Here is a 5,906-nt window from a genome sequence, read left to right as displayed (position 1 = left end):
TCCTTTCCAGAATAGCAATCTTCAAGCCTGCCTTTGTCAAATAACCCGCTGCGGTAAGCCCGTTAGGACCGGCGCCGATAATTATACCGTCGTATTCCAATTCTCTCATAATTCCGCCTCCTTTTTTAAAACCATTTTTGTTGGGTAACGTTTCATATTTTTATTCTTTCCACATAACCTTAAGCAGTTCTAATGAATTACTATAATGAATAAATTGAACCAAAATCAAATCAAAGTATTTTATGGGTCTATTAATGTTCTTAATAAACAATAAACGTACTCTCTGAATAATTTAGCAAGCTCACACAATATGTGAGAGCGAAGGGGATACAGGGGACACCCGAAAGCGGATGTCCCGAAAACATAAAATGGGCAAAGCACATAAGCATATCTCTTTTATTAATCATCCACGAGCGTCAGGCAGTTCGGAGCGCACCATTGCACACACTGTGGATTGGGCGGATCACCGCAGAAGTCGCATTTAAGGGGAATTTCTGTGTCAGGTTCCTTGTAAACCGATTTTGACGGACATGATGCCCGGCATGTGATGCATTCGTCTATTTCAATCCCATCAACAATCCGGGTGCCTTTTGAATTACAGGCGGCTTCCGTGTATGGGCCCGCGATGACGGGGTAACAGAATTCCTCTCCCACATAGACCCTGATCCGGGACCGCCAGGGGTTCACGCTCCCCGTGTGTGCCAAAGAGCAGATAATTTCACACTGTTTACAACCTGTACATGTTTTGTGGTCTATCTTGATCTTCATATCACGCCTTCCCCCTCTTTTTCCAATTTCAGTTCCTCAAGCTTCTTTTTGGTCGGCACGCCGTTTTTATCCCAACCTCTCATTTTGTAATACTCTGGTAGTAATTTATCAAGAGGGACCACACGGTTTTTCACGCGCGGTTCTGTTGTTATTCGTGGCGGCAGAGTGTCTTCCTTGACGCCAGCTCTCATATTAAACAGTTTTTCAAGATTCCATATTCTCTCACCCAGCGGGTCAAGTGTTTCCTTCGTAAAGCCTGTACCGGTTACATAGTTAAGCCACTCAGCCATTTTTTCTCCCCACTCGGGACCATGATAGATAATCCAGCACAATATGCCTGAATCAGCGGTTGCAAGGTAATCCTGATCCTTTTTTGTAAATTCCGTGAAAAAGGCAGGATCCTTTCGACCTTCATAAAAAGGCATGGTTGCTTTCGTATGGGCGCCTCCGGTATTGCAGGTAGCATATTGGAGCCCCAGAGCATCAAAAGCCTGCGGATGCCATGCCGGTATGCCCATACCCTTTATACCCATGAATAGCTCGGGGTGCCCGTATTGTGATGCTAATGCTATGCCACCCTCGGCCATAAGATCGCCTATGCCCTGCCTGTGGGCTATTTGTTTGAGTAGCGTGAACATGTTTGTGTTGCCGAATTCCAGGGGATAGCCAATGTCTTTTTCAGGCAGGTGGCCTTCCTCAAAGAGTTCCATAGCACAGGAGATCATGGCGCCTGTTGTGATCGTGTCCATGCCAAGCTCGTTACAAAGATAATTGGCACGACAAATGTCCTCCATATCTCCGAGACCGCAATTTGCACCCAAGAGGGCCATAGTCTCATGCTCAGGACCTTTGGCGGTATATGGATATTCAGGATCTTTTATGCGGCTTCGCTTACTACAACCGAACGGACAGGAAAAACACGCCTCATCCCGGACACGAATCAGGTCGCGAATAACCTCAGGGTCCTCATACTTCACGAATTTTTCAAAGTACCCGTCCTTGAAATTGAAGGCAGCCTGGCTTTTGCTGGCATTAGCGCGGCCAGGGAGTCCCCAGGTGCCGTATCTGCGGCGTTTATAAAAGTCACCACTTTCCCTGGCTCCCTTATAGAAGTCCATCACTGCCTGTCGGAAACCTTCCACGTCGGCTATGTTGACTTGTCCGGTTCCAAGTGAAACCACGGCCTTGATGTTCTTCGAACCCATGACTGCACCGAGACCGGAACGTCCAGCGGCACGCCCACCATCGGACATGATGCAGGCAAATCTCACGAGATTCTCGCCCGCAGGGCCGATGTTAGCAATACCCATGGAGTTGAGAGCCCAGTTGTCGAGGTTATACCGTACTTTCATATCCTCGCGTATCATCTTTTCCGTCTCATATGACTCTTTCCCCCAGAGATTTGCTGCAGGGAGTATCTCCACCCGGTCATTGAGAATAGTCACATAGACCGGTTCAGGCGATTTACCTTCGAAGATAAGGAGGTCGTAGCCCGAATACTTCAAGTTAGAGCCGAAGTATCCGCCGCAGCAGGGGCTTGATACACAGTTGCTGAGCGGGGACTTGGCAGAAGCCATAAAGCGGCTCGCTGACGGTGCACCGCTGCCTGTCAACGGGCCTGTAGAAAATATGAGTTTATTCTCAGGACTCAGGGCATCGATGCGAGGATCGATCTCATCGAAGAGGATCCTGTCACTCATACCCCGGCCCCCGATGTACTCCTCCATAAGGTAGGTCGGCATAGCCTCTACCCAATGAGTTCCCTTGGTCAAATCGATTCTTAATATTTTTCCGTTCCAACCAAACATGTTAGTCCTCTCTTATATGGTTTATATGTGTCGGGCACTTTCTTAAAGCCATTTCAACAGCAACCGGTATTGCTTTCTCCACCTCAGGGGTGAATTTCTCACGAAAGGTCGTTACGTCTCCTGCTTCCACAGCAACTATATCGATACTCGAGGGCATAGGAAACCCAAGGGCTTTACCAAGTTCGAGTGCCGTAGTGAAATCTACTTGATGAGGAGACGAAAGATGCAAAGCAGAAATGAAGTTCTCAGGCTGCAGATCATAAACCTGACCTGGAGTTCCCCCTTTGGTCTGGATTGCATCAATAAGCACTACGTGATCATATCCCAGGAATGCCTCCAGAAGAAAAAGTCCACCCTGGCATGCTTCGGCGATTGTAACAGAAGGATCGGAGATCCTTTTGCCAACTTCCGTGGCTACTCTAATTCCTACTCCGTCATCGCAGAGCACTGAATTACCGATACCCAGAACCAAGGTCTTCTCCATAAAACCCTCAAAACCTCTTTACTGCGTCAATCAATGTTCCGTCAGCGTCGTATACTGATATTTCTATGGGCAACTCACCGGGCAGGGTGTGTGTCGCACAACCCATGCATGGGTCATAGGCCCGCCAGGCAAGTTCGATTCGATTCAGCAGTCCTTCTGTTATTTCTGTACCCTTATGGATAATGCCCTGAGCAGCTTTCTTTATAGTCAAGGACATAGCCGCATAGTTGTTTGTCGTCCCTACGATAAGGTTACATTTTTTTATAAGACCTTTCTCATCAGTTATGTAATGGTGGGTCAGGGTGCCGCGGGGCGCTTCTACTATTCCAATTCCTTCAACAGGTGTTTCTGTTGGAATATTGCGTATGTTCGGCCCGGTGATCTCAGGATCACGGCTGAGTTCAAGCATCCTTTCAGCCGCAAACAGCAGCTCAATCAGTCTTGCCCAGTGAGTAGCCAACGTGTGATGCACCGGCTTGCCGCCAAGAGCTGCATACATTTTTTCATACTCTTCCTGTGCAAGCGGGGTTGCCATGCCGTCTGATGCGTTAAGACGGGATAGGGGGGTTGCACGATATATGCCGCTTGTTTCTCCATCAATAAAACCTTTCCATCCTACTTTTTTCAAATAGGGGAACTTCAAATATGTCCATGGTTCAACTCTTTCGGACAAATTATCAAGGTATTCAGCTGGTGAATACTTTGTAAACTCCTTGCCGTTAGGATCTACCACTCTGACCTTGCCGTCATAAAAATTGACCTTGTTATTTTCATCGACAAGTCCCATGTAATAGGTGCGATGGGTATAGGTATCGCTTAACACCATGTCAAGATACTCCTTGTTCTTGAGTACCAGATCTTCAAAAATCTTCAAAGAGAACCTTGCAAATTCCACTCCCTGTGCAGCTATTTCTTCAGTTTTAGCCCGGTTTTCTTCAGAGAGCATTTTGCTTACGCCTCCAGGTAAACCGAAAACAGGGTGAATGCCTCTACCGCCAATGGTCTGAATGACCCAATGGTTTTGTTGCCGTGTTTGGATTACTTTCTTGCCTATCTCTACTCCTACTTTCCCGATAACGCCCAGGATATTCCTTTCAGCAGGGGGGGATTCCGGCCCCATAATAAAATCAGGGCCAGCCAAAATGTAAAAATGAGTGGCATGGTCTGTTACAAAAAAAGCACTGTAGAGGAGTTCGCGAAGTTTTTTGGCAGTTGATGTCGGTTCAACTTTAAAAAGATTATCTAAGGCCTTGGTGGCAGCAAGGTGGTGCGCCTCGGGGCAGACACCGCATATTCGTTGCATAATTTGAGGCATATCCTCAGCAGGACGGCCTTCGCAGAATTTCTCGAAGCCTCTCAGCTCGGGTATCTGGAGGTATGCATTTGAAACCTCTCCATCGTCGTCAAGGAATATTGCAATCTTCCCATGACCTTCAAGTCGGGTGATAGGATTGATCATGATTTTAGTCATATTGTTTTCGCCCTCCTCAGCAGTGACACAGGCAGACTGTATCTATAGAATGTTCCAGCAGGATCGGCAATCTCATCAATAATCTGCGCTATTTCTTCGGTGTCTGTAGAATCGATGAGAGATCCCAGAGCTGTCAGGAAATGGAGACCCTGATCAACAACGCCTTCAACAGGTCCATAACAGCCGGTGCAGGGCATGCCCGCTTGAGGACACATTGCTCCGCATCCGCCACGCGTGGCAACGCCATAACAGAGCAGCCCCTGGTCGAGGAGACACCTTGTCGGATCTGCAATGATCTGATGAGGCCTGAAAAATTTCTTCACTTTTTTGCCTTCCTTCGGCAGGGGGCATTCATCGCAGAGCGCCTTGCTCGAATGGCTGATAATACTACCTTTTTCAGGCAGATTCCCAGATACTAAAGCCTCCAAGGCAAGCCAAGTGGTTTTTGGCTCCGGGGGGCAACCAGGCACAAAATAATCTACATCGATTATCTGGTTGAGTGCCCGGACTGAACTAAAAAGCCTGGGTAGTTCGAGTTCTCCTTCAGGAACTTGCACGTTTGCCTGTGGATAAACTTTTTGCTCATTATTTGTAGATGGTGTACTAGTATATACCCGGTCAAAAACTGAATCCATGCTGAACAGATTTGCAAGACCAGGAATACATCCCTCATAGGCACAGGAGCCATAAGCAATCATGATCTTTGATTTTGCGCGAAGCATTTTTGCTACATGCTCATCCTCGGTGCTTCGAATCGCTCCATTAAAAAGACATGCATCAATGCTTTGATCAGCCATCTGTTCAACATCCTTGTACTTGAAATCCATTGCTACGGGCCAGAAAACAATATCTGCAGCCGCTGCCACATCAAGTATCTTTTCTCCGATGGCAAGTGTAGCAATATCGCAGCCGCCGCAACTGCTTGCCCAGTAGAGTGCTACTTTCAACTTACCCATATGTCACCTCTTGAATCTCCTCTTTCTGAATTGGTCCCAGGGCTCTCACTGTCTCGGTCATCTGGTTTACCACGCTTGCAAACTGAACGCCCTCGGAAGCTGATACCCAATCAAGTCGGACCCGTCCATCCTCCATCCCGAACTGACCCAGCATCTTTTTCAGTAAGGCCATTCTGGCAGCAGTCCTGTAGTTCCCTTCGAGATAATGGCATTCGCCGGGATGACACCCAAGCACAAGTACGCCGTCAGCGCCTGCCTGAAGGGCCTCGAGGATGAAGTACGGCTCAACTCTTCCGCTGCACATAAGACGCACAACCCTTACATTCGGTGCATACTGAAGCCGGGATGTACCGGCCAGATCAGCTCCTGCATAGGAGCACCAGTTACAGAGGAAGAGGACTATTTTTGGCTCAAATTTG

General features: G+C 47.8%; 7 protein-coding genes. All 7 read right to left on the bottom strand.

Going from position 1 to position 5,906, the window contains the following annotated elements:
• Positions 1 to 109 (bottom strand): NAD(P)-binding protein (locus tag NT010_17065; GenBank protein ID MCX5807754.1); only part of this gene is annotated, 109 nt, incomplete at its 3' end.
• Between the two features lie 290 nt (positions 110 to 399).
• Complete coding sequence (locus tag NT010_17060; protein MCX5807753.1) at positions 400 to 768, bottom strand: hypothetical protein; 369 nt, start codon at positions 766 to 768, stop codon at positions 400 to 402.
• Complete coding sequence (locus tag NT010_17055; GenBank protein ID MCX5807752.1) at positions 765 to 2,576, bottom strand: aldehyde ferredoxin oxidoreductase family protein; 1,812 nt, start codon at positions 2,574 to 2,576, stop codon at positions 765 to 767. Before NT010_17055 ends, NT010_17060 begins: the two co-directional genes overlap by 4 nt.
• A gap of 1 nt (position 2,577) precedes the next feature.
• The gene (locus tag NT010_17050; protein MCX5807751.1) at positions 2,578 to 3,060 is read right to left on the bottom strand and encodes a hydrogenase maturation protease; all 483 of its coding nucleotides are present in this window, start codon (positions 3,058 to 3,060) and stop codon (positions 2,578 to 2,580) included.
• Positions 3,061 to 3,067: 7 nt separating this feature from the next.
• Positions 3,068 to 4,531, bottom strand: coding sequence for a Ni/Fe hydrogenase subunit alpha (locus tag NT010_17045; protein MCX5807750.1), 1,464 nt, complete (start codon positions 4,529 to 4,531; stop codon positions 3,068 to 3,070).
• Entirely contained in the window at positions 4,528 to 5,487 is a 960-nt protein-coding gene (locus NT010_17040) for an oxidoreductase (protein ID MCX5807749.1), read from the bottom strand. Before NT010_17040 ends, NT010_17045 begins: the two co-directional genes overlap by 4 nt.
• Positions 5,480 to 5,906, bottom strand: a 427-nt coding sequence (locus NT010_17035; protein MCX5807748.1) for a hydrogenase iron-sulfur subunit, incomplete at its 5' end; no start/stop codon positions are given. The genes NT010_17035 and NT010_17040, both read right to left, overlap by 8 nt.

This window comes from Pseudomonadota bacterium, from assembly GCA_026388275.1.
Lineage (GTDB): Bacteria > Desulfobacterota > Syntrophorhabdia > Syntrophorhabdales > Syntrophorhabdaceae > JAPLKB01.
Note: the sequence above shows the minus strand (reverse complement) of the source record. Positions and strands in the feature narration are given on the sequence as shown.

What these genes read in the sequence shown, in the direction of transcription:
- NT010_17060 (MCX5807753.1), bottom strand. Translation starts at nt 768, where the DNA reads ATGAAGATCAAGATAGACCACAAAACATGTACAGGTTGTAAACAGTGT.
- NT010_17055 (MCX5807752.1), bottom strand. Translation starts at nt 2,576, where the DNA reads ATGTTTGGTTGGAACGGAAAAATATTAAGAATCGATTTGACCAAGGGA.
- NT010_17050 (MCX5807751.1), bottom strand. Translation starts at nt 3,060, where the DNA reads ATGGAGAAGACCTTGGTTCTGGGTATCGGTAATTCAGTGCTCTGCGAT.
- NT010_17045 (MCX5807750.1), bottom strand. Translation starts at nt 4,531, where the DNA reads ATGACTAAAATCATGATCAATCCTATCACCCGACTTGAAGGTCATGGG.
- NT010_17040 (MCX5807749.1), bottom strand. Translation starts at nt 5,487, where the DNA reads ATGGGTAAGTTGAAAGTAGCACTCTACTGGGCAAGCAGTTGCGGCGGC.